The organism is Sphingomonas sp. OK281, from assembly GCF_900115295.1.
Classification (GTDB): Bacteria; Pseudomonadota; Alphaproteobacteria; order Sphingomonadales; family Sphingomonadaceae; genus Sphingomonas.
The window spans coordinates 173,011-196,672 of the sequence record NZ_FOVZ01000001.1 but is presented as its reverse complement, the minus strand read 5'-3'; the positions used below and the strand labels follow the sequence as shown (position 1 = coordinate 196,672).

Genomic DNA, 23,662 nt, shown 5'->3' with positions numbered 1-23,662 from the left:
TCCGCCGTGTCCCGTCAGAAGAACCCGGGATAGACTGTCGGATTATCCGCCACGCGGACTTTCTATCGAAACTAGAGATCGCGGTATACGGCGCTTTGGGGAGTTCGGCTTACTCCTCCAGCGCATTACACATCCACCAAACCGGACATAACGCCTCGTCCACCGACGGACTCTACTATTGTAACAAAAATAATACTGTATCGCAGCATTTCAATAAAGACGGCGTATCATGACTTTACGATCATCTCTGCCGGTTTTCCGATGTTCCGGTTGGAGAGTTAAGATTAGTTAACCACCTTTAGTCTTAATTCGATAATTTTTCTGGCGTCAGCCTGCCCGCGAAACGATCGCTTGGTCGACAATCGCAGCATTCGAGACGATCCAGAGCATCGGCACAACCGCATGATGCCGACCGATCATCGCGATGGTTGCAAGGTCGTACCGGGCGATCGGACGCAGGGGACGAACGATGCCGACATCCGCCATAACTATGGGCAAGTTTTCGCCGCGCCGCGACAACTTGCCCGACAAGAGCCACGGGGATCGTTCCGATCCTCACGCCGCCACGGCCGCGGCTACAGCCACGGCCGACGGACATCGCATCCTGTTCCTCGATCATGACGATATCGCCTATTCGCGCGTTCACCGCGAGTTGGAGGCGATCGGTCACAAGGTCGCCTGGATCGGCACGGCAAGCGAAGAGCGTGCCGGCGTAGCGTTCCAGCCGGACCTGATCGTCATCAACCCCGACATATCGACGCTCAACAGCCACGCGATCATCACGTTGCTCGACGATGAAGGCTATGCCGGCGCGCTGACGTTCGTGAAGTCCGGCCCCCATTCGCTCAGCGCCATCGTCAAGGCCGAACAATTCGGCATCGGCCCCATCGACCAGATCGAAGGGCCGTATGATGCGCAGGCGATCGCGCGACGACTCCTCGGCATTCCTCGGCGCGAGCATGACAGCGATCTCTGCGACCAGCGGTTCCTATCCTGGCTGATCCAGCAAGGCCGGCTGCTGCCCAATCTCACCCACGAGTTTCACGTCAAGCAGGATCTGAGGGCCGAACGCGTTGCCGGCTATGAAACGCTGACCCGCCTGCGCAATCGTCCATCGCTCAACCCGGAACACATCTTCGCGCCGTCGACGATCCTATCGATCGAGATCGCTGCGACGTTGCTCGCGGTGGAGGCCGCAGCAAGGCTGTTATCCGCGCTACAGGCCGATGACCGCGCGGTTCCCGTGGCGGTAAACTGTAGTGCCGCCGTGCTCAGCGATGATGATTTCATCACCGCGCTCCCCATGTTGCTTCGCAGGCACCGGGTCGCGACCGGTATGCTGACGATCGAGTTGACCGAAATCAGCTACCCTGGACTCAACGATCGCCTGGTGGCGAACATGCGCGAATTGGGGCGGATCGGTGTTCCCATCTCGCTGGACGACTTTGGCAAGGGGGCGACGAACTTCGACCGGATATCCGAATTGCCTATTTCCGAAGTGAAGATCGACCGAAAGATCTTCCAGAAATGCAGGAACGGCGAGTTTCCCATCTCGCTGCTGCGCGAGATTATAGAATATTGCAGGAGCCGAGCGATCGGCACCGTGATCGAAGGGATCGAGACGCCGGAGGATCTCGATCTCGCGCGGTCGTTGAACGCGGATTTCGGGCAAGGTTTTTTCTGGGGCAAACCCGTTCCCGCCAGCGCGATCGTCACGCATCGTGACACCTGACGCCGCACCGGCGCGACGCGATGACGCCGTTTCCCGGGACTTCGAGCCACACGATCCTGCGCCGCGACACGATGATCGCGTAACCGTTTTTCCGATCGCGTCCGGGGAGCCTCGCCCAACGGCCGATCCAGCGCCGAGCGAAGCCCCTGCCATGCGCCTGGAGATTTGGCAGGTTCGCGACGTGACGTTCAGACCGTCTCCCGCCCTGACCGGAGAATGGGCCTGGTTGTTGATTCACCAGGATAATTCGCTCATCGCATATTCGGACGGATATCCGACGAAATCGGTGTGCGTGGCCGCGGCCCGGCTGGTCGGATGGCCGGTTACGCTTCTCGAGTAACTTGCACTGACCAAGGCACGGCCCGGTGCCGGCGCTGGTTGCTTCGCACGCCGCGTTCCGCTATGCGCACGCGCTTCCAACGCTACAGCTGCGGGAATTTGCGGGAGGACGCGTCGGCGTTCGTCATCACCGCTAAGCTCACCGGGTGGCTCGCTTACGCGTTCGCCGCCCTTATCAAGAGAGTGACATGGCTAAAAAGATTACCGGATACATCAAGCTGCAGGTCCCTGCAGGCGAGGCAAAGCCTGCGCCGCCGATCGGGCCTGCGCTGGGTCAGCGCGGCGTGAACATCATGGAGTTCTGCAAGGCGTTCAACGCCGGCACGAGCGAACTGAAGAAGGGCATGCCGATCCCGACCGTCATCACGGTCTATGCGGATCGCTCGTTCTCGTTCGAGACCAAGACCCCGCCAGCATCGTACCTGATCAAGGAGGCCGCCGGTCTCAAGTCGGGTTCGAAGGAGCCGGGCAAGGTCGTCGCCGGCACGATCAAGCGCTCGCAGCTGAGCGAGATCGCCACGACGAAGATGAAGGACCTCAACGCCAACGATATCGACGCTGCGACGAAGATCATCGAAGGCAGCGCCCGCGCAATGGGCCTCGAAGTGGTGGAGGGCTGATATCATGGCTAAGCTGAGCAAGAAGCAGAAGGCCGTCACGGTCGACCTCGTCAAGCTGCACGGCATCGACGAGGCCATCGGTCTCGCACGGTCGGGCGCCACGTCGAAGTTCGACGAGACGATCGAAGTCGCGCTGAACCTGGGCGTCGATCCGCGTCATGCAGACCAGATGGTCCGCGGCGTGGTGACGCTGCCCAAGGGCACCGGCAAGACCGTCCGCGTCGGCGTGTTCGCCCGTGGCGCGAAGGCTGAGGAAGCACTCGCGGCAGGCGCAGACGTCGTCGGCGCCGAAGACCTGATGGAAATCATCCAGGGTGGCACGATCGATTTCGATCGCTGCATCGCGACCCCGGACATGATGGGCATCGTCGGTCGCCTCGGTAAGGTTCTGGGTCCGAAGGGCCTGATGCCGAACCCGAAGCTCGGCACGGTGACGATGAACGTCGCCGCCGCGGTTCAGGCAGCCAAGGGCGGCCAGATCGAATACCGCGTCGAGAAGGCCGGCATCATCCATTCGGGCATCGGCAAGGCGTCGTTCCCGGCGGAAGACCTGCGCGCGAACTTCGACGCACTGGTCGACGCGGTGGTCAAGGCCAAGCCGACCGGCGCCAAGGGTAAGTACGTCCAGAAGGTCGCGATCTCGTCGACCATGGGTGCAGGCATCAAGGTCGACACGACCGAGGTTGCTGGCGCGTAAGCCGCACGTGGCTAGCGAAAGCTAGCCACGAGACGGCGAGCGCCCGGCCGGCGCGGGCAACCGCGACCGACGAGGACGGGATTTACTCCCGTCCCGCCGCTACAGTTAAGAAGGGCCGGGAGCGATCCCGGCCCTTTTTGCGTCGGTCGATCGTCCGCATATGATAGCATTGCCGATACAGCATCGTCGTGACATTCTGCGTCGGATCAGGAGACTATACGTGGAAGCTCAGAACGCCATCACACTTGCAAAAAGCCAGGTCAGTACAATCTTCGCTGACGAGGGCGTCGTCAACGTAGGGCTTGAGGAACTCGAGTACGATCCGGCGAACGGCACGTGGAAAGTCACGATTGGCTTCTCGCGCCCTTGGGATATTAATACCCCTAACTTGCTAAATAACGCGATGAACGTGCCGCCACTTCGAAGAACTTACAAGGTGGTGACGATTGATGACACGTCCGGCCGCTTCCTTAGCGTATCTAACCGGGAAACGCAGAGCGCTTGATGGCGCCGCTACTTATCGACACAAATCTCCTGTGCCTTCTGCTCGTTGGCAATGTCGGTATCGACCGCATTGCCAAACATAAGCGATTGGCAAAATACGACGTGATTGATTATGATCGGGTACGCTTGATCGCACTGCGGTTCGGACAACTCGTGCTGTGCCCTCATGTCCTTGCCGAAACATCCAACATCTCCCGGCAAACACCGGAACCTCTCCGAAGCCTACTCGGTACTGCGTTGCAGGATATTGCGAACGTGAGTATTGAGTTTCACCTTCCCGCCAGTACGGCGGCAATGGCTCCCGAATATCTGCGCCTCGGCCTGACGGATGCGGTCCTGCTTGAGCTCGGACAAGCTGGCAGGACATTGTTAAGCGACGATTTTGACCTGTGCCACGCAGCAGCCGCTCGCGGATATCCCGTGATCAACTATAACTACATCCGCGATGGAATGACGCTGGAGCAGATCGGTGCGTTCTGAGTCCTGCCGGTTATTGATGCCGGGATCCTCGCTGTCAGGGAAAGGTTCCTCAGGCAGCGGACACGAAACTAGGCTTACTCTTACCGCCCCCTCCGTCTGGCAAGTGCCAGCCACCTCCCCCTGGCGGGGGAGGATCGCGGAAGCGGAATGCTCGACCGCTACGTATGCGTTGCACCTTTCCCGCCAGTTGACTCCCCCGCATATTCCGCTAAGGCGCACCTTCGTTCGGCGAGCTTGCTCGTCGAACTCCGTCCGAGACAGTGGGTGCAGCGGGTTTGCCGGTGCTTAATCTCCCACCTAGACGGGGAATGAGATTTTGTCGGCCCATATGCGTGCCGCCCCTCTCCCATGCCCCATCGACGAGACACCCGGGAGCGCGGGTTTGTCTGCGCCTCCGGTTAGTAACCGGGTCCACTGCGCAAGCGGTGAACTCGTAAAACGTGGAGAATGGCATGGATCGTGATCAAAAGACCGCGGCCGTAGCCGAGCTGAACCGCACCTTTTCCGAGGTCGGCGTCGTCGTTGTCACGCGCAACCTCGGCCTGACCGTCGCACAGTCCACTGTGCTGCGGAACAAGATGCGCGACGCCGGCGCGACCTACAAGGTCTCGAAGAACAAGCTTGCCAAGATCGCAATGGACGGCACCGACTACAGCTCGCTGGGCGACATGCTCACGGGTCCGGTCGGTCTGGCCAGCTCCATCGACCCAGTCGCGGCCGCCAAGGTGGCCGTGGAATTCGCGAAGACGAACGACAAGTTCGAAATCGTGGGTGGGGCGATGGGCGCGACTGCCCTCGACGTCGAAGGCGTCAAGGCGCTCGCAACGCTGCCCTCGCTGGATGAACTGCGTGCCAAGATCGTTGGCCTCATCGTCGCACCTGCGACGAAGCTGGCAACGATCACGCAGGCTCCGGCAGCGCAGCTCGCGCGCGTGCTTTCCGCCTACGCGGAGAAGGAAGCCGCCTGATCTTGCAGGCCTTTCGTTACCTTTTTGAACTGATGGGGCACGAGCCCCGAGATGGAGATTTATCATGGCAGACCTGAACGCGCTCGTTGAGAGCCTGAGCGAACTGACCGTTCTCGAAGCAGCTGAGCTTTCGAAGCTGCTCGAAGAGAAGTGGGGCGTTTCGGCCGCAGCAGCGGTCGCAGCACCCGCAGCAGGCGGCGGCGCCGCTGCTCCTGCAGCAGAAGAGCAGACCGAATTCGACGTCATCCTGACCGGCGACGGTGGCAAGAAGATCAACGTCATCAAGGAAGTCCGTGCGATCACCGCGCTCGGCCTGACCGAAGCCAAGACGCTGGTCGAGTCGGCTCCCAAGGCCGTCAAGGAAGGCGTGTCGAAGGACGAGGCCGCCAAGATCAAGGCTCAGCTCGAAGCAGCTGGCGCGACCGTCGAGGTCAAGTAAGCCGCAGCGGGAGAGACGCTTCAGCCACGCTGAAGCGCACTCCCCGCAAGGCCGGCCGGCGGCATTCATGCCGACCGACGAAGCAGGGGCTTTGCCCCTGCTGGCCGCAGCTAAGAAAAAGGGCGGCCCCAGCGATGGGGTCGCCCTTTTCGTTGCGCGGTAGTGTTGCGCGTGGATCATACCCGTAGGGTTCGCGTCTTATCGAGCTTGTTCCGGCATGCTCATCTTGCGATCCAGCCGCCAGCGAGTGCGTGTTGGGGCGAATGCAGGACCGAAGACGGTTATCCAATTCCGAGATAAATGCCTCGTACGGCCCCCGCCGCAATCGCTGCTTTGTTCTCCCGCGAAGGCGGGAGCCCAGTCTGGGTCCCCGCCTTCGCGGAGAAACAAGCTTTACGTCTGCGCTCGGTATTACCGTCCCGAGCAAGCGCGGCACGACCGAGTCTCTAAGGTCGGCACGCCGCGCGAAACGCGGCGCCCCTCACCTACCGATCGAACGTCACTGCATGCGGCCGCGCGGCGACGGTCGTGTACATCCGCGCCGGCGCATCGAGCCAGAACGGCGCGAGCTTGGGCGAGTCCACGCGCTCGATGCCCACCACCCAGGCGCGCGCCGTCTGCGCCTCGTCGCCAGCCGTAACATACAGGATATTGGTCGCGACGACCGGCACGAACATCGGCCGGTTCGCGGCGGTCATCGTCCGGATCGCCTCGCGCGCGATCGCCGTCACGGTACGGATCGTCCGTGTCTCGCCGGGGGCCAGCGCGAATGGCGGCGTCGACGGCCGCACGACCGGCGCCGCATTGAACGCGGCAAGATCGATATCCTGGTCGGCATGCGCGGTCAGCAGCGCGATGCCCGCGCGGATGCTCTCGGCCGGCGCAGTCCCGGTGTTGGTGACGACCATCTCGCACTCGACGGTCGCGCTCAGCAGGTTGAGACCGGCGCGCAAGGGACGCAGCTCGCAGCTCAGCCGGGCGCGTGCGACGACTGGTGGCGGGGGCGGCACCTTGCCCCTTGGTTCGAGGAACTTGGGTGCGGCCGCCGGTGCGACAGCAACGGGCAAGGCCGTAGATGCGGCGACGGGGGTGGCAGCAGCCGGGGACGATACCGGTTCGGAAGCGACAGTTTTGGGGGCGGCGGGGTTGGCGACAATAGGCAGCGGAGTCGGCTCGACATAGGCTTCGGGTTCGGCACTCTCGTACCGGTGGCGGCGCGGCTTGCGACGGAGCGCCCACAGCGCGCCGAGCACCACGACGATGGCCGTCAGCGAGAGCCATAGCGGCATGGCGCTGCCCTTTTCAGGCACCGAAAGCGTGGACTCCGGGACTGGGATCGGCGTCGGCGCGGAGGGTTGCGACGCGACTTCGGTGGCCGGGTTTTGTGTTGGCGGCGACTGGAGAGCCGGCTCGGGCGTCGGCGTGGCGACGGGTGCTGGTTCCGCCGACGTCGATGCACGCGTTGGGTCAACGTCAGGCGCGCGCGGCTGGGTCGTGGGTTCCGTCGTCGTCCGGGGGGCTGCACGTTCGCGCGTCGGCGCTTCGGTTGTCGGGCGCTCGACGCCTGCACGTTTCGTGGTCGCGCGATCCGTGGCGGGCTTTGCCGAAGCGCTCGAGCGCGGGGTACGGCGGGGGGCGGGCGCGGCGTTCGGCAGGACGATCGTCGGCGCGGCAGGCACCGGTATGGCGTTGGCGTCGGGAGTCGCCTGCGTGCCTGGGCTCTGGAGCCGCTCCAGGCCACGAACCGGTGCCGCCGGCTCGGTTTGGGCGACGGCCGGCGTCGCGGTAGCCAGCACGGTCATGGTTGCAAGCAGGGCAGCCAGCGCCCCGCGATCGATCGTCATCGTCGAAATCCCCTGCGCGCGGTCGTCGCGGCGTTGTGGGCGGGGGAGGCTGAACGGGGTCCGACGGCAACCCGTGATGCGACGAGTTGCGGCTGGGTAGCGGTGAAACGTTAATCGTGAGGGCGCGGCTGGATGCGGAGGAATTGCAATCCTCCAACGGCAGAGGGGGGGGTGTCACCGAAGGTGACGGAGGGGCTGACACGGAACATACGTTTCCCGGACCTCCCCCCTCCGTCTGGCAAGTGCCAGCCACCTCCCCCTGGCGGGGGAGGATCAGGACGGCTCGTTCTACTTCGGCGCGACGACCACTGCCCCGCCCTTCATGACGAAGACGGGATGCTCCAACTGGCGCACGTCGGCGAGTGGATCGCCGTCGACCGCGACGAGATCGCCGAACCGGCCCGGCTGGATCGCACCGACATCCACAGTCCTGCCGAGCGCGACCGCGGCGCTGGAGGTGGCCGCCTGGATGGCCTCGATCGGCGTCATGCCCCATTCCACCATCTTGGCGAACTGCAGCGCGTTGTTGCCGTTGGGGTATACGCCGCCGTCGGTGCCAAACAACATCTTCACGCCGGCGGCATGCGCGGCGCGGTAAGTCTGGCGCTGCTTGAGGCCGACCTGGCGTTCCTTTTCGAGGCTCTCGGGGAAGACGCCGTTCTTGGCGCCTTCGGCCAGGATATAGTCGTCGTCGTAGATATCCATGTCGAACCACGCGCCGCTCGCCTTGGCCAGCCGGAATGATTCGGCATCGGCAAGGCTGGCGTGCTCGATCGTGTCGACGCCCGCGCGCAATGCGTCGTTGATGCCTTCGCTGCCGTGCGCGTGGACCGCGACCTTCATGCCGAGCATGTGCGCCTCCTCGACGATCGCCTTGATCTCGGCGAGGCTGATCTGCTGCGCGCCGACGCTGTCGGTCTTCGAGAGGACGCCGCCGGTCATGCAGACCTTGACGACTTCCGCGCCGTATTTGCGGATCGTGCGGACGAGGCCACGGAATTCGTCCGGGCTGTTGGCGATCTGCGGATGTGGCACCGAGATCGAAGGCGGGAACTCGGTCGCGTCGCAGTGCCCGCCGGTCGCGCCGAGCGCATAGGTGGCAGGGACGATACGCGGACCAGGAACATAGCCCCGATCAATCCCCTGCTTGAGCGCGACGTCGTCGTAATTGGACGAGCCGACGTTGCGAACGGTGGTGAAGCCGGCGTCGAGCGTCCTGCGCGCATTGGCCACGCCGACGACGGTCCAGAAACTATCGGTGAATTCGAGCTGGCGATACCCGCTGAGCGTCGGGTCGCTGGTCAGGTGGACGTGCATGTCGATGAGGCCGGGGAGCAAGGTACGCCCGCCCAGATCGACGCGTTCGGCGCCTGCGGGCACTGCGTCGCCCTTGCGTCCTACCGCGGTGATGCGACCATCGACGATCGTCACCTGCGGGTCGTCTACGCGTTTGCCGGCGACGACGTCGATCATGTGCGCGGCGGTGACCACCACCGTCTTCGCGTCGGTGGCCGTGGCAGCGGTGCCCGAAAGCAGCGCCGCGGCGAGAATCATAGCGGTCTTCATGTGTGCCCCTGCCCCAATCGGTCCGAATGTGCGGCACGTGCCGCCGCAGGGCAAGCGCTCACAGTCCGTTCGCGGTCGTGCACTTGTCCTTCGGCGGAAACCGATCGTCGGGGGTCGGCGACTGGAAATCCTTGTTGCGCGCGCGGAACATCGCGATGCGCGTGAAATCGACCGGCAGCGACAGCATGCGGAACGGGATATCACTCATGATCGGCCGGTATTTATAGCTGACCTGGACGTGAAAGAGGATCTCGTCGAGCAGCATCCGGCGGCCGTTCGGCAAGGTCGCGACGGCGGTGGTCTTGTTGCATCCCACTTGCGGCGCGATCACGTACCCGCCGTCGAAGCGTTGCCACAGGATACGGTTCTCGACCGTGCCGTTATTGTCGGTATCCGTGCCGCGCACCCCCGTGATGACGATGCGCCCGTCGTTGCGCAGGTCGTACGGTCGCGAAGTAAGGTCCAGTGCGCTGAACAGGTCGTAGATCTGGCCCTCGCCGATGCCGATGTCGCCGGTCCCGCTCTGCGCGACCAGATCCGCGCTCATGGCCGCCATCCGCTGCACGCGGTTGTTGGCCATGATGTAATTGGCAAACTCGATCGCCGTCAGCAGAAACCCCAGGAACAGGGGAAGCATCAACGCGAATTCCAGCATCGCGACAGCGCGGCGGTCGCGGAACAGACCGCGCCTCACGACGTGCTCGACACGACGGCTTCGTTGCGCACGACCGTCGACGCCGACAACGGGATCACGCCCGAGCCATAGCCCATCACGCTGCCGACGAACCCGAACAGCACGCGCTTGGGGAACTTGACGGTGTAGCTAACGACGTCACCGGGCCCGCCCAGCGTATTGCCGGTGACGGGGGTCGCGTTGTCCCAGATCCCGTTCCTGTTGCGATCGACATAGGCTTCACCCTTGTCGTATTGCTTGTTGCCGTTCGCATCGGTGTAGGTTTCGGGAAATGCGGTGCTGAAGTTCCGATAGACGGTCGTGGTAATGTCGATCGTCTTGCCGGGTGCGGTGCCGAAATCGTTCATCGACCGGGCAATGCTCGCCCGCATGATCGCGGTGCGCTCCGATTCCTTGGTCTCCAGCGTGGCCGTCGCCGCGCGTGCGGCCTCCGTCACCGCGCCCTCGAGGACGACCCGCGCGAACAGCATGTGGCCGAACTCGATCGCGCCGCAGATCAGCGACAGCATCGCCGGCAGGATGATCGCGAACTCGACGATGGTGACGCCGCGGACGTTCCCGCGCAGCCTGGCAAGGATATTCACTGGACGAGGTGGAGGTCGACGAGTTCGGAGGCGATATCGTCGAAGGCGGCCTTCAGCGTCGCGGTATCGGACGTCTGGTAGACGTGCCCCGGCGCGCATTTCTCGAACATCGCGAGCGTGTTCTTGTCGGTCGTCGTCAACGCGACGATGTACACCTTGGGCGCGTTGTCCTCCGCCTGGAGCGCGGCGCAGGTCTTGCCGAACCGGCGCTCCGACTGGCCGATCAACCCACCCCTGCTCGCGGAGATCGGCGAGTCCGCGTAATTGCCGTAGAAGGTCCATGTCCGGTCTTCATAGCCGTTCTGGCTGGCCCCCAGCGCGGTCTCGCCATCGGTCATGAACACCAGCGCGCGCTTGGGATCCTCCTGTCCCCGCGGAGGCGTTCGCTTGAAGACGTCGTCGCGCACGAGCAGGCGGTAGCCCCACAACAGTCCGGCGTGGTGCAACGTCCCGTTGGCCGGATAGATCGCGGCGTTCTGACGATCGATGACGTCGTCGTAGAAGCTCCGCGACCGGCCATAGTCGACCTTGGTCGCGGCTTCCGGGCACTGCCAGTTCGGCGATGGGAAGTCGGTCTTGTTCTTCGATCCGTCGTCGACGCTGCCGCCGAGCCGGTTGACCGTATATTCCGTGGCATCCTTCCAGTTGTTGAACTGGGGAACCTTGTCGTAGCGGACCCTGAACTGCGTGCCGGTGCGCGTCGCGAAATTCCACGGATTGCTTGCCGGATCGTAGAAGCCGCCATTGTCCGCACGGACGATCACGTCGTCGTCCATCTTCGCGGCATTGTCGTTCAGCGTGATGTACGCGTCGTAGAACGCCTCGCGATACGGGTTGTTGGCGAACTGGTTGGCGTAGAAATCCAGGTTCAGCATCTGATCGTAATAGCTGGGGTGCAGCTTGTAGAGATTGTTGTTCGGCTCGACACTGGCGACGCTGTAATAGGCGCTGGACGGGTTCGACTTGGCGCCGTTCGCGACCGCGTTGCCGGGCATCTGCGGAACGTACATCGGCGGGATGAAGTACGGATTGACCGGCGGATGCGCGCCCTCGCCCGGCAGCGTACGATCGATATCCCATGCATTCGGCTCGCGGTAGGTGAGCGTCGCGTTGAGATCCTTGACCGTATCGTCGCCGAACACGCAGCCCTTCCAGCCAAGCTTGTTGCCGGGCCAGGTGCCGCCATAGGTAGTCGCGACAATGTCGTTGAACCCGAACATCTGGCGCACCGACGTCGGCCGCCAGTCGGTCAGCAATTTCCCGACGTTCACGGTGATGTCGTACATGACATACCCCATCGCCAGATCCTTGCGCGTGTCGCTGCCCTGAAACAGGATCTCGTTGAAGCTCTTGGCGGCATCCTTCAGCGCGGTGATGCGGGTCTTCACCACGCCGTTCGAATCGCGCGGCAGATTGGCCTTCAGCGAACCGGTATTGTCGAGCACCATCATCACCTCGAGCGGATGCGGGTTGATCGCTGCCTTGGCAGTCGCCCGGATCGGCTGCTGGACGAAGCCGAACAGCCGCATGAACGACATCGGCAGCGTCGCGGTGGCGACGACCGTGGTGGTGTTGATATCCTTGACCACCGTGAACGCGGGCGAGACCTTGAGGTTCGTGACGCCCATATAGGTGTCGGGGAAGTTGCCGCTGAAATAGGCCGAAACCTGACTCTCCCGAGAATTGGCCGCAGTGCCCGATACCGAGAACGCGCGCGCGCCGGCCAGTGCGGCGGCGTCGACGCCGGTCTGCAACTGCGACTTCACGATATAGATGCGCCCCGCGTCGATCGCCGAGCCCAGCGCGGCGATCGCAGGGATCAGTCCCGCCGCCATCATCGCGATCGCCGATCCCTTGCGGTCCATCCGCAGGCGCCGAAATGCGCTGCCGAGCGACCCTCGCGGACCGCCAGCTGGTGTACTGCCCTGTTGCATCCATCTCCCCTTCGAACCGGATCAAGTCCGGTTCCAATCATTTTGGTTCAATCGCAGATGAACGTTAACGTGCAGTTATAACTGCCTTTTATGGCAATGCCTTTCGAACAGGCCGCCAAAACCAAGCATGCCTCAAAATCGACATCGCTTGCGCCCAGACCAACAATCGGACGTACACTGTCGTCGACAATCAGAGATCGCGCGCCGATGAAACTTCGACTGCTCCCATCATGCCTGCTCGCGGGCCTGCTCGTACCGCAGGCCGTAAAGGCCGATCCCGCGCCGTTCGACCTGACCGGCCCCAGCCTGCGCGTCGGCGTGACGCATGGAACGACGACGTTGCCAATCGCGCAGGTCCCAAAGCTCGCGACTGGCGACCGCGTATCGATCGCGGCGGACTTGCCCGTCGGGAGGAAGGACGATGGCGCACGCTATCTGCTGGTCGCGGCGTTCCTGCGCGGGGCGACCGAGCCGCCGCCGAAATCATGGTTTTTCAGGGCGGAAACGTGGAAGGCGAAGAAGAACACGCTCGCGTTGACGGTGCCGGACGGGGCGCGGCAACTGGTGGTGTTCCTGGTGCCGGAGAGCGGCGGGTTCGATGCCGTCGTGTCGGCGGTGCGCAAGCAGCCGGGGGCATTCGTGCGCGCGGTGCAGGATCTCGACCAGGCGTCGCTCGATCGCGCACGGCTCGATGCGTTTCTCGACGGGATCCATGCGCTGGAGCGGACGCGGCCGGAGCGGATCGAGGCGGTGTCGCCGTTGCTGTCGCGCAGTCTGGCGATCAAGCTGAAGGCGGAGTGCCTCGATCTAGCGGCGGACCTGCAAGCCTCCTGCCTGACGCAGAGCCGCGATTCACTGGTGCTCGCCGATGGGCAGAGTTCGACGCTGGCGGATACTTTGGTGGGCGCGCCGACCGACCTGGCGCTGCAACTGAGCGCGACGCCGGAGGGCGGGCTTGGCTATTACAGCCCGTATATCGGCGTGGTGCGCGATCTGGCGAAGATCTTCGGTGCGTTCCAGACGACGCAGTTCCGGTATATTCCGGCACTGGCGCGGGCGCATGACGATCGGCTGGCACTGCTGCTGAACGCGGCGCCGTCGTTCGCCAGCCCGAAGTCGGTGATGGTCGTGGCGATGCCGGTGATCGAGACGGGCACGCCGCAGACGCCGACGATGCGACGCGCGGAGGCGGACCGGCTCGTGTGTGCGGCCAAGCCCGATCTGGTGCTGCCGGTCGAGGGCGCGCCGCTGATCTATGCGACCAAGTTCGCGCACGACATGAGCTTGCGGGTGACGACGCCGCAGGGGGGCGTGGTCGAGATGCCGGTGCAGGCCGATGCGGAACGCGGCGGGTATGTTCTCGATCAGGTCGGGATGCAGACCGCGGGCTTGAGTAGCGTGACCGATGCAACGCTGCACGGCCGCTGGGGCTTCACGCCGTTCGACGGGCCACGGTTCCGCTTGCAGGTGCCGCGCGCGGGCGGGTGGACGATGGTCGATACCAATCCCGAGAATCTGGTGGTCGGGCGCGATAACGCGGTCTCGCTGGCAGGGCCGACGCCGAGCTGTGTAGAGTCGGTGACGCTGGTCAGCGCGTCGGGCGACGTACCGCTCGCGTGGACGTCGACTGGCGAGCGGATCGGGCTGACGTTGCCGTTGGCCAAGACCGCGCAAGGAAAATTGTCGCTACTGGTGAAGCAATACGGGATCGAGGCTCCGGAACGGATCGCGCTCACGGCGCTCGCCGAGGCCGGACGGATCGACGGTTTCACGCTGTATGCGGGCGATGCGTCCGGGACACTGGCGGGGACGCGGCTGGATCTGGTCGCGGCGATGAGCGTCGACGGCGTGGCGTTCAAGCCGGGCGAGGTCGTGCGGGCGGACAAGGCGGATCGGCTGGGATTGGTTGCGGACACGGCGCCCGCTTTCGCCGCAGGTCAGGCGAAGACGGCGCTCGTAACTCTGACCGGCGGGCGGAAGCGGTCGGTGAAGTTCGTCGTTGCCGCGGCGCGGCCCAAGGCGACGCTGATCGCGAAGAGTGTGGCTTCACCGCCCTCCGCTGGCCTTCCCGTCCTATTGGCGGGGGATACGGCGATCGCAGAGGATTCCCGGCTGACATTCTCGTTGCGCGCCGAGGGGACGAAGTTTTCGGCGGGCGACCGCGTCGAAATCGCGACGGCGGACGGCGCCATGACGACGAGCGTCGCGTCGGGGCGCGGACTGACCGTGCAGGACGATCGGATCGCGGTGGTCTCGGTCGAGCCGGGCAAGGCGCTGGGGGTGTCTGCGCACGGACCGCTCCGGTGGCGACTGGTGCAGGACGGCGTTGCGGGCGACTGGGTGCCGTTGACGACCTTGGTGCGGGTGCCGGGGTTGGCCGACGTCACGTGCAAGGAGACCTGCACGCTGACCGGAAGCGACCTGTTCCTGATCGATTCGGTGGCGGCGAATGCGGGGTTCGCGGATGCGGTTCGGGTGCCGGAGGGGTTTACCGGGGCTTCCCTGACCGTGCCCAAGCCGGTTGGCGGGGCGCTGTTTCTGAAGCTTCGGGATGACCCGGCAGTGGTGGCGACGGTGGCGGTCAAGCCGTAACGCAGGAGCTCACCGTTTCCTTCCGTCATCCCCGCGAAGGCGGGGACCCATATCCTCCGACGATCGTGCGCAATCGCACGGCCAGCCAGTATGGGTTCCCGCCTTCGCGGGAATGACGAAGTTGAGCGGTATTTACGGGATCAGCCGATCCGCACGCAGCTCCGCGAACAGGTCGAAGAACGCGTCGTCGGTCGGCTGGTATTCCTTGAAGCCCAGGCGGCGGCTCTTGCCCATGTCCGTCACCACCTCGATCGGGCGGCCGAGATCGGCGTCGGTGTGCCACGGCGACGCGAGCCGCGACAGGTCGGCCTCCGCCAGACCTTCGCGCGCGGCGATCTCGCGCCAGATGCCGGCATCGTCCTTCATCTGCTCGTCGAGCGTCAGGATGGTGCCGTCGAACGGGGCCGGCTCGATCCCGAACCACTCGGCGATGCGACCCCACATCCAGCTCCAGCGGAAGACGTCGCCGTTGACGACGTTGAACGCCTGATTGCGCGCTTCCGGCGTGGTCGCCGCCCAGATCAGGTGATCGGCGAGCATCGTCGCGCTCGTCATGTCGGTGAGGCCGTTCCACTGCGCCGCCGAGCCTGGGAATCGGAACGGGCGGCCGGTCTCGCGGCACAGCGTCGCGTAGACCGCGAGCGTGGTGCCCATGTTCATCGCGTTGCCGACCGCCTTGCCGATGATCGTGTGCGGGCGGTGGACGCTCCAGCCGAAGCCGTCGCGCTCCGCAGCCTCGAACACGGCATCTTCCTGCGCGTAGTAGAAGTTCTCGACATCGAGACGACCCTGTTCCTCGCGGAACGGGGTCTGCGGGAGGACGCCCTTGCCGTACGCTTCGAACGGTCCGAGGTAATGCTTCAGGCCCGTCACCAGTGCGACGTGGCCGACGCTACCGGCGGGCGAGAGTGCGCCGAGCAGGTTGCGGACCATGCCGCCGTTGACGCGGATATTCTCCGCCTCGCTGTCCTGGCGCGACCAGGTGGCGATGAATACCGCGTCGGGCTTGAGACCGGTGAGCGCCGTTTCGAGGCTGGCGGGATCCTGGAGATCCGCCGCGACCGGCTGGACGCCGTCCTGCTCGGTCGGGCGCCGCGCGAGACCGTGGACGGTCCAGCCCGACTTCACCAACGCCGCGGCGGTCGCGCTGCCGACGATCCCGCTCGTTCCCACTACCAATGCCGTCTTGGCCATGTGCAATTCCCGTAATGTAGATAATCTGTTCCGATCCCAAACGCGCCGTAATTTGTATGGGATCCGCCGCGGCCCGTTTGCGGTGGCGGCAGGCGGGCGATTGTCGCTATGGGGCGCGGATGACCGCATCGGATCTCCAGAGCCTGTTCGTCACCAACCTCGTCCGGTACAATAGCGGCGACCGGCGGCGGTGGCGGCTGATTGTCGGCGACGTGAAGGTCTACAGCCTAGCGACGCACGCGCATTGCAACTGGGCGGTGACGCCGTCGGGCAGCGCGAGCGAGGTCGACGCGGTCGAGCGGCTGGCGGACCGGCTGCGCGAGGATCATCCTATCATCACCGCCGGCTGACGGCGTCTCATATACCCCGGCTGACGGCCTTTCATCTACGCAGGAGCGACACATGGCGAAGCAATATTGGGCGCAGATCATCGAACTCGATGAGGAAATGACCGCCGCGACGATTCCGGGCGCGACCGATCACGAGGATGCGGCGGATTCGCTCGTGGCGGATTTCGTCGGCGCGATGGGCGGCGAGATCACGTCTGGCGCGGTGCGCGTCTGGGTGCAGGGCGGCGTCGAGAAGGTGTACGACTGGAAGGCGGACTTCACCATGCCCGACATGGACGAGATGGGCGACGAGGACGAGATGGAGGTCGAGGGCGAGATCGAGCTGACCGAGCGGGTTTGAGCGCTCTTATGGTCCAGACCATTGCTGTTCCCCCGCGGAGGCGGGGGTCCAGGGTCACGAGCACCATCGTTCGAGACCCTGGGCTCCCGCTTTCGCGGGAGAACAGTGAGGGATGAGTTACGGCACCGTCTGCCCTGCCGGGGCAAGTTCGTGCCAGCTGTGGTCGTCGTGCGCGAGGAGGGCATCCGCCGCGGCGGGGCCTAGCGTGCCCGCCTCGTAGGGTTCCGGCATGCCGGCGTCATGCGCCCATAGGTCGAGGAACGGTTGCACCGCGGCCCAGCCCGCCTCGATCGCGTCGGCGCGTTGGAACAGCGTCTGGTCGCCGACGAACAGGTCGTAGATCAGCGATTCGTAGCCGGTTAGGTGACCGATATCGAATTCGTCGGCATACCGGAAATCGAGCGCGATCGGCGCGGTCGCGACTTCAAGGCCGGGGCGCTTGATATTGATGTCCATGCTCAGCCCCTCGTCGGGCTGGATCTGAATGATCAGCCGGTTGGGCGGCAGCATGTCGGCGGCCGCCCCGGGGAACGACGCGAAGGGCACCGGCTTGAAGGTGATCGCGATCTCGGTATCGCGACACGTCATCGCCTTGCCGGTGCGCAGGTAGAACGGCACGCCCGCCCAGCGCCACGTGTCGACCATCAGCTTCAGCGCGACATAGGTTTCGGTCCGGCTGTCCGGCGCGACGTCGGGCGAGGCGGTGTAGGCTGGGACATCCACCCCCTTCACTTTTCCTGCGGTATACTGGCCGCGGACGCCGTTGCGCTTGGCCTTGCCGGGCGAATAGACGCGGACGGCTTTGAGCACCTTGCCCTTTTCGTTGCGGATCGCCTCGGCGTCGAAGCTCGCGGGCGGCTCCATCGCGACCATCGCGAGCAGCTGGAACAGGTGGTTGGGGACCATGTCGCGCAGCGCGCCGGTGCCGTCGTAGAATTTGCCACGGGTGCCGACGTCGACCGTCTCGGCCGCGGTGATCTGGACGTGCGCGATGCAGTCCGCATTCCAGACGCGCTCGATCATCATGTTCGCGAACCGCGCGGTCATGATGTTCTGGACGGTTTCCTTGCCGAGAAAATGATCGATCCGGTAGATTTGCGCCTCGGACACGCGGGCGAGGATGCGTGCGTTGAGATCGCGGGCGGAAGCGAGGTCGTGGCCGAACGGCTTCTCGATCGCGATCCGGCGGAAGCCGTGCGGCGTCTCTGCCATCAGGCCGTGGTCGGCGAGCTTGTCGACGATCGTGCCGAAGAACTTCGCGGGCACCGCGAAGTAGAACGCGACGTTGCCGTGCACCCGGGCCTTGAGTTGCTCGAAGACGTCGTCCTTGGTGAAATCGCCCTGGAGATAGCCAACGCGGTCCTTGAGCCGTGCCCAGGCGTCGCCCTTCTCGCCGGCCCCCTCGCCGCCCTTTGCATCGAAAGTGCCGAGCGCCTCGCGCAACGACTGATCGTTGCCTTCGTCGATACCGACACCGAGCACGTGGAAATCGTTACCGACCAGCCCGAGCCGGGTCATGTTGATTAATGCCGGCATCAGCAGGCGGCGGGTCAGGTCACCGAATGCGCCGAAGATCACGAGCGTCGTCGGCGGGGCGGGCTTCACGGACTTGCTCACGAATTCGCCTCGGACATGCATCGACCCTTTCTGTGGTGGTTCTCTCAAACAGCGTAGCGCATGCCGATGTTCCGCGCGCCCTCAGGTCGCCGTGAGGATGTTGTCCCCGAACGCGCGCGCATCGACCTCCGCCCAGTCGAGTTCCTCCTGCAGGCGGCGATAGACGTCCTCGGCCACCTCGCCCTTGTCGCGCATTTCGTGGAGGACGACGCGCTGGCAGGCGATCATCTCAAGATGAAGTTCGTCGAATTCGGAGGTCGCCTGTGGATCGTCCGCTTCGGCCGTGACCTTGCCCGCCGCGCCGTAGCGGAAGCGCAACGCGTCCGCTGCTGCGCCTTCGCGTGCCGGGAGCACCGCGAGGCCTGCGTCGATCAGTCGCTTGCGCGCGGGGGCGATCTCGTCGGCGAGCCCGGTGTCTGCGCCGAGATCGAGGCGGCGGATCAGCGGGCCGAGCGTGAGCCCCTGCAGAACGAGCGTGCCGATCACGACAGCGAACGCCGCCAGCACGATCAGGTCGCGCCCCGGCACCGACCGCGGCAGCGCGAACGCGGTCGCCAGCGTCAGCAGGCCCCGCATGCCCGACCAGGACAGGATGATCGACGCATTCCAGGGGGGAGGCTTGGGCAGCCAGGACGGCGCGTAGCGGTTGGCGATCACACCCTCGACGAACCGCACGAAGAACACCCACGCGATACGCGTGACGAGCACGGTCACCAGCACCGCGGCAGCGAACCCGATCGCGGGCCAGCGCTCGGCGGCGGGCAGCCCGACCAGCACGTCGCGCGATTGCAGCCCCATCAGCGCGAACGCGATGATGTTGAGGACGAGCACCGCCGCCGACCATACCGCCGCGCCCTGCAACCGGTCGCGCGCAGGCTGGCCGATCGGGCGGCGCTGCGACACGATCATTCCGAACGTGACGACTGCGAGCACCGGCGAGATGTGCAGCCGCTCGGCCAGCAGCCATATGCCGAACGTCACCGCGAAATCGGCGAGGCTCGCGCCGAGCGTCCGCGCGAACAGCGGCGTCACGCGGAGGTAAAGCCACGAGGCGATGACGCCAAGAACGATCCCGCCCGGCACCGCGGCGGCGAGCGCGAGTGGCGTCACCGGCGTGTCGGAATGCGTCGCGAACGCCACCGCTAGCCCGAACAACAGCAGCGCCGTCGCGTCGTTGAGAAGGCTTTCGCCCTGAAGCAGCAACAGGCCACGCCGCGGGATGCCGACTTCGCCGAGAACCGCTTCCGAAGCGGCGGCATCGGGCGGTGCGACGATCGCCCCTAAGGCGAACGCGGCGGCGAGCGGCAGTCCGCCGATCGTCACGCCGACTAAAGCAACCGCCGCGGCGGTGACGAGTACCGCGAACACGGCGAGGCTCAGCAGTGGGAACCAGTGTCGCCGCAACGCGCGTGGGCTGGTGTGATAGGCGGCGTGGAGCAACGCGGGTGCGATGAACAAGGCCAGCGCTAGGTGCGGCTCGACCGTGATCTTCGGCGCGAACGGCAGCGCCGCAAAGGCGATCCCGGCCACCGCCAGCAAGGTCGGGTACGGCACGTTCAACTTGCGCGCGAGGACCAGCAGGACCAGCGCGGCGAGCAGGATGACGTCGAGACTTTCGAATAATTCCACGGGCACGCAACGGGTGGGAGGAAAGGACGGGCCCGCCGCATTGCGCAGGCCAAAAAAAACCACCCCGTGCATGTCGCACGGAGTGGCCTAGGTTCAGGGAGGAGGGACGCTAGAAGCGTCCCGTACGGCGCCGCGAAAGGGGGGGACACGATGCCGTACAGGACCTAAATGGGTGAGCGCCGTTTTGGTTCAACCCCTGCTGCACCGCACCCCAAATAATTTTCATACCCTCCCGGTTTCGCTATCAGACGTTGAACTGCGCGGGGGCGGGCATCTGCTGCTGCGGAGTCATGCCGAGCTGCGCCTGGCGCGCGAAGATGTCGCGCATCAGCGACAGCGAGAACAGGTGCGCGTACAGCAGCGGCAGCATGCCCGACTTGCTCATCTTGCGCAGCGCATCGCCGCGCAGGTCGATCAGCTTTTCCTCGTTGATCATCTGGAAGCCGCGATAGACGAACGGCTGGTCGGCGCCGTCGGGCTGGATCGTGACTTCGCCGTCCATCAGCAGCTCGAGCTCACGCAGCTCGTTCATGAAGTTCTGCGTGCGGGCGCCAGCCTGTTCGAACGACTCGTTGAAGCCGAGGATGTTCTTGGTCAGCTCGGTCGGCTGGCCGTTCTCGAACAGCGCATCGCCGTCCTCGAAATCACCGATCGCCTGCGAGGTCGGGTCGAAGCAGAGCGACAGCTCCTGCGCATCGGGGTGCAGGCGCGCGAGCATGTACGGGTAGCGGCGGACATAGGCGGGCACGTAGAAGGTGTTCTCGGTCAACTTGCCGTCTTCGCCGACGAACACGTTGACGCCCTCGTTCAGGCCCATCAGCGCGAGCGGGATCGCGTCGTCACCGACCGAGAAGACGATCGGCATGTGACGCTGGACCAGCGGAAATTCGTCGACGGTGATCGGGATCGCGTGCTGGCCGACCAGGAACGGCGCGCTGTCCTGCGGGCGGACCTTGTAGTTCGCGTGCGTGTCGCTCGAAAGCGGCTCGAGGCCATTATAGAAAAGCGGAAGCTGGGCGGTGCTGGCCATGTTACTCTCCGGATCGGTCGGTCGAAATGCCGGTGGCTCATGCCACCGATTGGGGCGAGGCTCTATGGTGCGGGGCGGGTTGGTGCAAGTGTGGCGCTGGAATCGGCCAACGCCGGCGATCCTCTCCCGCCAGGGGGAGGTGGCTGGCGCTTGCCAGACGGAGGGGGAGGACACGGAACGTGCGTAGCCGCTTGCCTCCCCCTCCGTCGCCTTCGGCGCCACCTCCCCCTGGCGGGGGAGGATCGTGTGAATACCGTTCGCGACTAGACCAGCTTGCCGGGGTTGAGGATGCCGAGCGGATCGAGCGCGGACTTGATCGCCCTGAGCGCGGTCATCCGCGCGGGCGATGAGAGGCGTTCGAGTTCGTCACGCTTCATCTGGCCGATGCCGTGCTCCGCCGAGATGGATCCGCCAGCCGCGACGACGAGGTCGCCGACGAACCGGGTGATGACTGGCGCGTCCTCGGCATACCAACGCGAAGGGTCGGTGCCGGGCGCGGCGCGGACGTGGAAATGGACGTTGCCGTCGCCGAGATGGCCGAACCCGCTCGCATGCGTGCCGGGGAAGCGCGCGTCGCATGCCGCCGCCGCCTCGATCATGAAGCGCGGCATCGTCTCGACCGGGATCGAGATGTCGTGCTGCGTCGCGGGGCCGAGCGCGCGTTCGGCGGCGGAGAGCGAGTCGCGCAGCAGCCAGAACGCGGTGGACTGGGCTTCGCTGGTGGCGATCGTCGCGTCTTCGATCGCGCCGTCTTCGAGCGCCTTGCCGAGGAGGCGTTCGAGCAGCGCGGTCGGAGACTCGCCTTCGGTGGTGGCCGAGGTCGCCTCGATCAGGAGGTGCCAGGGGTGGCGGCCGGCGAGTGGCGCTCGGGCGTTCGGGAGGTACGCGATGGCGGCGTCGAGCGACTCGGCGGGGAGGATCTCGAAGCTCTCGATCGCGTCGGTCTTCGCCTGCATCGTCCGCAGTAGCTTGAGTGCCGCCTGGGGGGACGCGATGCCGACCCACGCCGTGCCGCGCGCTGCGATTGCGGGGGCGAGGCGAAGCGTGGCGGCGGTGACGATCGCCAGCGTGCCCTCCGCGCCGATGAACAGCTGGTCGAGGTCGTAGCCGCGGTTGTCCTTCTTGAGCGCGGACAGGCCGTCGTAGATCGTGCCGTCGGCGAGCACCGCTTCGACGCCTGCGACGAGGCCGCGCATCGTGCCGAACTTGAGCACCTGCGTGCCGCCGGCGTTGGTCGAGACGAGCCCGCCGATCGTCGCCGTACCGCGCGCGCCGAGCGTCAGCGGGAAGCGCCAGCCCTGCCCTTGCGCGGCGCCGTCGAGGTCGGCGAGGATCACGCCGGCCTCGGCAATGGCGAGACCCGCGTCGGTGTCGAGGCTGCGGATGCGGTTCATACGACGCAGCGACAGGATTAGTGCGCTGCCGTCCGACGGAGCGGTCGCGCCGCCGACCATCGATGTGTTGCCGCCTTGCGCGACCAGCGGCACGCGGTGTTCGGCGGCGGCTGCAACGATCAGCGCGACTTCGGCCGTAGAGGTCGGTGCGAGCATCGCGGGCGCGACGCCGTGGAAGCGGCCGCGCCAGTCGTGCAGCCACGGGTCGATGTCGACGGGGTCGGTTACGATCGCCTTGGCATCGAGATGCGAGAAGAGCGATTCGAGCATTGCCGCCTGCGAAGGCGTCAGGATTGCTGACTGAATTTCGGCCATGTACGCGGCGCTAGACAAAATTCATCGCGCGTTCAACGATTGGCCCTAACGGTTACGTCAGCATGATCCAGCCAACATGATTCATCCCGCGATACCCGCCACCCTGCTTGTGCTTGCGGGTCCGCTTGCCATGGCAATGCGCGATGTGCCGTCGTCCGGCCTGTCTTCGGGATTCGAACTGGATGGCACGCAGGTCGCGCAGGTCTCGATCCACGAGCGGATCATCATCCGCGTGCCCCGGATGAGCCGAGCCCCCATCCGCACCTACGCGCCGCCGACCGAGTGGAAGGAGCACAAGGGCCCCAAATGCATCGCGGTCGACCAGATCGCCGGCGCGATGCTCAACAAGGACGGCGCAGTCGACCTGGTCATGGACGACACGACGCGGTTGCGCGCGCGGTTGGACGGGGACTGCAAGCCGCTCGATTATTATTCGGGGTTCTACCTGCGTCCGGGTGCGGACGGGATGATCTGCAAGGACCGCGACGCGATCCGGATGCGATCGGGTGCGCGCTGCGAGATCGAGGGGTTCAAGAGCTTGCGGGCGAAGAAGAAGTAAGCCGGGTAGGCCAAGTCGAGACTCCGCGAGCTCCATCTGCACCGCTCGATACACACTACCGATTGGCCGCCGAAACCGATCAAAGCATGTTTCCCCGCGAAGGCGGGGACCCAGACTGGGCTCCCGCCTTCGCGGGAGAACAATAGGTGTGTTAGCCGTTTTGCAGCTCAAATCTTTCATGTCCGGGAAACCGTGAGCGGCGGAACGAGCTCGGCATGACTAAGAATCTGCTCCCAGCCCC

At 65.0% G+C, this 23,662-nt stretch carries 22 protein-coding genes; 11 read left to right on the top strand and 11 right to left on the bottom strand.

Going from position 1 to position 23,662, the window contains the following annotated elements:
* Positions 1–327: 327 nt before the first annotated feature.
* On the bottom strand, positions 328–498 hold the full coding sequence (locus tag BM244_RS22965; protein WP_175517989.1) for a hypothetical protein: 171 nt from the start codon (positions 496–498) through the stop codon (positions 328–330).
* Between BM244_RS22965 and BM244_RS00945 the strand changes: the two genes are divergently transcribed.
* From BM244_RS00945 to rplL, 7 genes are all read left to right on the top strand, one after another.
* Positions 491–1,732 carry an EAL domain-containing protein gene (locus BM244_RS00945; RefSeq protein WP_175517987.1) on the top strand — a complete coding sequence of 414 codons (1,242 nt, stop codon included), beginning with the start codon at positions 491–493 and terminating at the stop codon, positions 1,730–1,732. The genes BM244_RS22965 and BM244_RS00945 overlap by 8 nt on opposite strands.
* Positions 1,733–2,259: 527 nt before the next feature.
* Positions 2,260–2,691 (top strand): 50S ribosomal protein L11, encoded by a 432-nt coding sequence (rplK, locus tag BM244_RS00935; protein ID WP_056047586.1) that lies wholly within the window; start codon positions 2,260–2,262, stop codon positions 2,689–2,691.
* A gap of 4 nt (positions 2,692–2,695) precedes the next feature.
* Complete coding sequence (gene rplA, locus BM244_RS00930) at positions 2,696–3,388, top strand: 50S ribosomal protein L1 (RefSeq protein ID WP_056047582.1); 693 nt, start codon at positions 2,696–2,698, stop codon at positions 3,386–3,388.
* Between the two features lie 220 nt (positions 3,389–3,608).
* On the top strand, positions 3,609–3,893 hold the full coding sequence (locus BM244_RS00925) for a hypothetical protein (RefSeq protein ID WP_139226839.1): 285 nt from the start codon (positions 3,609–3,611) through the stop codon (positions 3,891–3,893).
* Positions 3,893–4,372, top strand: a complete 480-nt coding sequence (locus BM244_RS22525) for a PIN domain-containing protein (protein WP_139226838.1) — start codon at positions 3,893–3,895, stop codon at positions 4,370–4,372. Before BM244_RS00925 ends, BM244_RS22525 begins: the two co-directional genes overlap by 1 nt.
* Positions 4,373–4,824: 452 nt before the next feature.
* Entirely contained in the window at positions 4,825–5,340 is a 516-nt protein-coding gene (rplJ, locus tag BM244_RS00915; RefSeq protein WP_093396839.1) for a 50S ribosomal protein L10, read from the top strand.
* A gap of 64 nt (positions 5,341–5,404) precedes the next feature.
* On the top strand, positions 5,405–5,779 hold the full coding sequence (rplL, locus tag BM244_RS00910; protein WP_056047577.1) for a 50S ribosomal protein L7/L12: 375 nt from the start codon (positions 5,405–5,407) through the stop codon (positions 5,777–5,779).
* Between the two features lie 485 nt (positions 5,780–6,264).
* On the opposite strand, the gene BM244_RS00905 is transcribed toward rplL, so the two are convergent.
* The 5 genes from BM244_RS00905 to BM244_RS00885 form a co-directional block, all read right to left on the bottom strand.
* A complete protein-coding gene (locus tag BM244_RS00905; protein ID WP_093396838.1) occupies positions 6,265–7,623 on the bottom strand; it encodes a hypothetical protein in 1,359 nt (452 codons plus the stop codon).
* 288 nt (positions 7,624–7,911) lie between these two features.
* Positions 7,912–9,177, bottom strand: coding sequence for a Xaa-Pro dipeptidase (locus tag BM244_RS00900; RefSeq protein WP_175518097.1), 1,266 nt, complete (start codon positions 9,175–9,177; stop codon positions 7,912–7,914).
* 70 nt (positions 9,178–9,247) lie between these two features.
* Positions 9,248–9,883 carry a TadE/TadG family type IV pilus assembly protein gene (locus BM244_RS00895; RefSeq protein ID WP_254784200.1) on the bottom strand — a complete coding sequence of 212 codons (636 nt, stop codon included), beginning with the start codon at positions 9,881–9,883 and terminating at the stop codon, positions 9,248–9,250.
* Complete coding sequence (locus tag BM244_RS00890; protein WP_254784199.1) at positions 9,880–10,467, bottom strand: TadE family protein; 588 nt, start codon at positions 10,465–10,467, stop codon at positions 9,880–9,882. The genes BM244_RS00895 and BM244_RS00890 overlap by 4 nt, the downstream gene beginning before the upstream one ends.
* Positions 10,464–12,332, bottom strand: a complete 1,869-nt coding sequence (locus tag BM244_RS00885; protein ID WP_175517985.1) for a Tad domain-containing protein — start codon at positions 12,330–12,332, stop codon at positions 10,464–10,466. The genes BM244_RS00890 and BM244_RS00885 overlap by 4 nt, the downstream gene beginning before the upstream one ends.
* Positions 12,333–12,608: 276 nt before the next feature.
* Between BM244_RS00885 and BM244_RS00880 the strand changes: the two genes are divergently transcribed.
* The gene (locus tag BM244_RS00880; RefSeq protein ID WP_254784198.1) at positions 12,609–14,993 is read left to right on the top strand and encodes a hypothetical protein; all 2,385 of its coding nucleotides are present in this window, start codon (positions 12,609–12,611) and stop codon (positions 14,991–14,993) included.
* 132 nt (positions 14,994–15,125) lie between these two features.
* On the opposite strand, the gene BM244_RS00875 is transcribed toward BM244_RS00880, so the two are convergent.
* Positions 15,126–16,187: an SDR family oxidoreductase gene (locus BM244_RS00875; protein ID WP_093396832.1), complete on the bottom strand. Its 1,062-nt coding sequence runs from the start codon at positions 16,185–16,187 to the stop codon at positions 15,126–15,128.
* Positions 16,188–16,306: 119 nt separating this feature from the next.
* Between BM244_RS00875 and BM244_RS00870 the strand changes: the two genes are divergently transcribed.
* Positions 16,307–16,537, top strand: a complete 231-nt coding sequence (locus BM244_RS00870) for a hypothetical protein (protein ID WP_056047557.1) — start codon at positions 16,307–16,309, stop codon at positions 16,535–16,537.
* A gap of 52 nt (positions 16,538–16,589) precedes the next feature.
* The gene (locus BM244_RS00865; protein ID WP_056047554.1) at positions 16,590–16,877 is read left to right on the top strand and encodes a hypothetical protein; all 288 of its coding nucleotides are present in this window, start codon (positions 16,590–16,592) and stop codon (positions 16,875–16,877) included.
* Between the two features lie 117 nt (positions 16,878–16,994).
* Here the strand turns inward: BM244_RS00865 and zwf are convergent, their stop codons facing one another.
* The 4 genes from zwf to BM244_RS00845 all read right to left on the bottom strand — a co-directional run bounded on the left by zwf (position 16,995) and on the right by BM244_RS00845 (position 22,862).
* The gene (gene zwf / locus BM244_RS00860; RefSeq protein WP_254784197.1) at positions 16,995–18,494 is read right to left on the bottom strand and encodes a glucose-6-phosphate dehydrogenase; all 1,500 of its coding nucleotides are present in this window, start codon (positions 18,492–18,494) and stop codon (positions 16,995–16,997) included.
* 81 nt (positions 18,495–18,575) lie between these two features.
* Entirely contained in the window at positions 18,576–20,123 is a 1,548-nt protein-coding gene (locus tag BM244_RS00855; protein WP_175517983.1) for a cation:proton antiporter, read from the bottom strand.
* Positions 20,124–20,367: 244 nt separating this feature from the next.
* Positions 20,368–21,153: a SapC family protein gene (locus BM244_RS00850; RefSeq protein WP_056047545.1), complete on the bottom strand. Its 786-nt coding sequence runs from the start codon at positions 21,151–21,153 to the stop codon at positions 20,368–20,370.
* 263 nt (positions 21,154–21,416) lie between these two features.
* Complete coding sequence (locus BM244_RS00845) at positions 21,417–22,862, bottom strand: FAD-binding oxidoreductase (protein WP_254784196.1); 1,446 nt, start codon at positions 22,860–22,862, stop codon at positions 21,417–21,419.
* A gap of 76 nt (positions 22,863–22,938) precedes the next feature.
* Here BM244_RS00845 and BM244_RS00840 point away from each other — a divergent pair, with 76 nt between their 5' ends.
* The gene (locus tag BM244_RS00840; protein ID WP_254784195.1) at positions 22,939–23,421 is read left to right on the top strand and encodes a hypothetical protein; all 483 of its coding nucleotides are present in this window, start codon (positions 22,939–22,941) and stop codon (positions 23,419–23,421) included.
* The last annotated feature ends 241 nt before the right edge of the window (positions 23,422–23,662 follow it).

Excerpts from the sequence above, each read along its gene's own strand:
- BM244_RS00945 (WP_175517987.1), top strand. The coding sequence starts at position 491 with ATGGGCAAGTTTTCGCCGCGCCGCGACAACTTGCCCGACAAGAGCCAC.
- rplK (WP_056047586.1), top strand. The coding sequence starts at position 2,260 with ATGGCTAAAAAGATTACCGGATACATCAAGCTGCAGGTCCCTGCAGGC.
- rplA (WP_056047582.1), top strand. The coding sequence starts at position 2,696 with ATGGCTAAGCTGAGCAAGAAGCAGAAGGCCGTCACGGTCGACCTCGTC.
- BM244_RS22525 (WP_139226838.1), top strand. The coding sequence starts at position 3,893 with ATGGCGCCGCTACTTATCGACACAAATCTCCTGTGCCTTCTGCTCGTT.
- rplJ (WP_093396839.1), top strand. The coding sequence starts at position 4,825 with ATGGATCGTGATCAAAAGACCGCGGCCGTAGCCGAGCTGAACCGCACC.
- rplL (WP_056047577.1), top strand. The coding sequence starts at position 5,405 with ATGGCAGACCTGAACGCGCTCGTTGAGAGCCTGAGCGAACTGACCGTT.
- BM244_RS00905 (WP_093396838.1), bottom strand. The coding sequence starts at position 7,623 with ATGACGATCGATCGCGGGGCGCTGGCTGCCCTGCTTGCAACCATGACC.
- BM244_RS00900 (WP_175518097.1), bottom strand. The coding sequence starts at position 9,177 with ATGATTCTCGCCGCGGCGCTGCTTTCGGGCACCGCTGCCACGGCCACC.
- BM244_RS00885 (WP_175517985.1), bottom strand. The coding sequence starts at position 12,332 with ATGGACCGCAAGGGATCGGCGATCGCGATGATGGCGGCGGGACTGATC.
- BM244_RS00880 (WP_254784198.1), top strand. The coding sequence starts at position 12,609 with ATGAAACTTCGACTGCTCCCATCATGCCTGCTCGCGGGCCTGCTCGTA.
- BM244_RS00875 (WP_093396832.1), bottom strand. The coding sequence starts at position 16,187 with ATGGCCAAGACGGCATTGGTAGTGGGAACGAGCGGGATCGTCGGCAGC.
- BM244_RS00870 (WP_056047557.1), top strand. The coding sequence starts at position 16,307 with ATGACCGCATCGGATCTCCAGAGCCTGTTCGTCACCAACCTCGTCCGG.
- BM244_RS00865 (WP_056047554.1), top strand. The coding sequence starts at position 16,590 with ATGGCGAAGCAATATTGGGCGCAGATCATCGAACTCGATGAGGAAATG.
- BM244_RS00850 (WP_056047545.1), bottom strand. The coding sequence starts at position 21,153 with ATGGCCAGCACCGCCCAGCTTCCGCTTTTCTATAATGGCCTCGAGCCG.
- BM244_RS00845 (WP_254784196.1), bottom strand. The coding sequence starts at position 22,862 with ATGGCCGAAATTCAGTCAGCAATCCTGACGCCTTCGCAGGCGGCAATG.
- BM244_RS00840 (WP_254784195.1), top strand. The coding sequence starts at position 22,939 with ATGATTCATCCCGCGATACCCGCCACCCTGCTTGTGCTTGCGGGTCCG.